Raw genomic sequence first — 800 nt, 5'->3', positions numbered from 1 at the left:
GCGGCACAGACCGACCTCGGCGTGAATGTCGGTGAAACAATCCGGCTGCAAGCGGGCGCTCACATCCTCGACTTTCAGATAGCCGGAGACCTGCCCGGTGTGGCTGAAAACGACCGTATCGCCATGCTGGACATCGCCGCCGTTCAAAACCGGTTCGCAATGCTCGGGCGGCTTTCGCGCATCGATCTGCGCTTGAATGCCGGTATCCTCCCCGAGACGGCGCGCACCGATCTGCAGGCCATTCTGCCCGCCGGGGTGATGATCGAGCCACCGCAAGCGGCCGAGAACCAGGCCGCCAACCTTTCACGCGCCTACCGGGTCAATCTGACCCTGCTGGCGGCGATGGCGCTGCTCACCGGCGGCTTCCTCGTGTTTTCTGCCCAAGCCCTGTCTGTCGTCCGCCGACGCACCGAGTTTGCCTTCCTGCGCGCCATCGGGCTCGCCCGCCGCAGCCTGTTCGCCTGGCTGCTTGCCGAGGGCGCGCTGGTTGGCTTGGCCGGGGGCGTGGTCGGTGCTGCTCTCGGTCACGGCTTGGCCTGGCTGATGGTCGCCACCCTCGGCGGTGATCTGGGAGCAGGCTATTTTGCCGGGCTGAAGCCGCAGTTGCAGTTCCAGCCTGCAGTCACGGCCATTTACATCGTGCTGGGCGTAGTCGCCGGCGTAGCGGGTGCCTGGCTGCCGGCGCGCGAGGCCGCTACGGTGTCTCCGGCACAGGCATTGAAAGCCGGCGACGAAGCAGCCTTGCCCGGTGGGCGCGGGTATCCGACTATCGGCTTGGCCCTTCTTGCGGCCAGTCTTGC

General features: G+C 66.6%; 1 protein-coding gene. It reads left to right on the top strand.

The genetic code is table 11. The features are described from left to right. On the top strand, nucleotides 1-800 hold an 800-nt coding region (locus PROAA_RS13340; RefSeq protein WP_186411813.1), incomplete at both ends, for an ABC transporter permease.

The organism is Candidatus Propionivibrio aalborgensis, assembly GCF_900089945.1.
Taxonomy (GTDB): Bacteria; Pseudomonadota; Gammaproteobacteria; order Burkholderiales; family Rhodocyclaceae; genus Propionivibrio; species Propionivibrio aalborgensis.
This window is presented reverse-complemented; position numbering and strand designations above follow the sequence as displayed.